We start from the raw sequence: 2,363 nt of genomic DNA on the forward strand, positions 1-2,363 counted from the left end.
GTTAGTAAAATTTTCTTTGATTTCATTTATTAAATTCCCTTCATATTTTAAATTTCTTAAAATTATACTAATTTTAGGGAATAATTCAATTTGTCGTTTTACGGATGTGATGCTCATTGCCAATCATAGATATACATGCTTTATTAACATATATGTATATGAATTGCTTTAACAATATAAGGCTACAAAACAGTTGAATTAGCAAACGACGCAAACCTAAGTTTTCGGGTTTCTAAATTAATTAACAAACCGGAAACTCATGTGTAATAAGCGCTAATTAATGTTAAGGTAACTTAACTTTTTTATTTTCTTAAGTCGAATTTTGCAGGCTTTGTATATAGGCGCACATGAATTCACATTAGATCTAAGCATTCAAAAAACAGACACAAAATAAATTATAAATTGTGTCTGTTTATGTATTATGGATTTTTTGATTTAGCTTATTATCTTTTCTTAAAGCCAGAAATGGCGAATTCTTTGTATGTTGAACTACGTACTGATACAGGTTTATTACCATCATATAGTACTACTTTAAAGGTTATAGAATTATCGCTCACGTTGTGCTTAACTTCAGCAATTTGGATATGTCAGTTATTTTGTTTAAGTTTTCTTCCTATTTCTGTATCTATATTAAAACCAACATAAATATTTGACGAGGACAAATCTATTTCATCTGCGTAAATATTCGCTATATTTAAATCTGCGTCATTTGATTTTTTTATAAAAGATAGATCTTTTGCTTCGATCGAATTAAGAAGTGTATTTACTTCATTTGTGGTTGTCTTTTTAGCAAAACCACTAATTAAAAAGTCTTTAGGATCACTTAAAACAGTTTTACTAGATCAAGAAGAATTTCTTTCATATTTTAATTGAGCTGTTACTACTGTCGTTCCATTGAAGTCATTAGTATTTTTTTGACCCAAAACCATAATAGTAACATCATTAAATTTAGCAGCATATGGCGACTTAGGATTTATTGATAAGGGTTGTGAATTATTGTTATTTAGGAATTCGGAAGCTAATGATTGCAAATATACATCAGGTATTATTAAATCATTAGACGTTAGATTGTCCATTGCCCGATTTAATCCTCATGAATCATAATTAATATATTCTTTAAATTTATAGTTTTTTAGTTTTATTGATGTTTTATCAGATTGAATTGTTGAATCAGATCAGTTAAGCAATCTATATACAATTGTAATAGATTCATCGGTTTGATTTTTATCAATATTTATAATCTTCAATTTTGCTTTTTGATTAGGAAATGATTTAGTAGTAGAAATATCTTGAACGCCAATTCGATCAAAATCTTTTTTGTGTGAATCAATAATAGTAAAATCTTGTGGCGATAATGACTTGCTTAATGTATTTAGTTCGTTAGCTGTTGATGAGTTCGTTCTAAATCCATCAATAATCATTTTGATATCTTTGCTATATTCGTTATTATGTAAAGCACTTATGAATATCCTTATTTTTAATTTACCTGTTGTATCATCAGCCGCTAAAATCCTTCTACTTAGATTAACATTTCAAAATTTTAAAAAAGCATTTAGCCTCTCACTAGGCTGAATATCATCATCTTCTACTTGGCTAGGCAAGCATTCCTTAGAAATTAGTAAAGGTTCCTTATTTAAGTTTTCATTTAATAATTTTGATAATCATTTTGAACGATATCATTTAGGGAAGTTTTTTAATGTGATACGTTTAACTGGACTATAAATAGTTGATGTGCTTAAACTATCATTATATTTCATTCTGACATCAATTATTGATTCATTAGAGTATGTAGACCCAAAATCAATATAATTAGAATTAAACTTATAACTAACTATTTGTAGTTCTTTATTATTGCTGTTGTAACATCAATCTAAATCACTATTAATATGAATTTTATTTATATCAATATCAGCAATCTTTGGATCATTTTTATGAGATTGAATAAATTCGCTAAAACAATCCTCGTTAATTGTTTCAACTAAGTCATTAATATATCTTTGGATTTCTAAATTAGATTCAAATTTAGTAAATCCAGATAAGGTAAATGTTCTTGATTTTTTTGAAAATATTGGAGTTTCTTTGAAAATTTTATTAGCAAGTCGAAGTTGTACGCTCACAGTTCCATTATATTGGTTGGCAATAGCTGCTAAATTCCCATGATCATCACTAGCTACTTCTAATGATAAACCATAGTATGGACTTTGTGAGTTAGATTGGATAGTAGATTTAAATTTAATTGACTTTAAAAATCCTTTCACAAACTCTTCGGGTGTTGCAAATTTTGCGTCTCAATCTATGTCATCATAGTTAAGATTTTCTAATAGTTCATCTAAAATTTCAGGTGTAGTTTCTTTGGTTTTGAC

The 2,363-nt window shown here is 27.5% G+C and carries 1 protein-coding gene; it reads right to left on the reverse strand.

Annotated elements, in window-relative coordinates; genetic code table 4:
- Positions 1–443: 443 nt before the first annotated feature.
- Positions 444–2,363: hypothetical protein (locus T386_RS04660; RefSeq protein WP_036460151.1), on the reverse strand; the 1,920-nt coding region annotated here is incomplete at its 5' end.

Origin of the sequence: Mycoplasmopsis primatum ATCC 25948, assembly GCF_000702785.1 — a bacterium.
In the GTDB taxonomy this organism is placed as follows: domain Bacteria; phylum Bacillota_I; class Bacilli_A; order Mycoplasmatales; family Metamycoplasmataceae; genus Mycoplasmopsis; species Mycoplasmopsis primatum.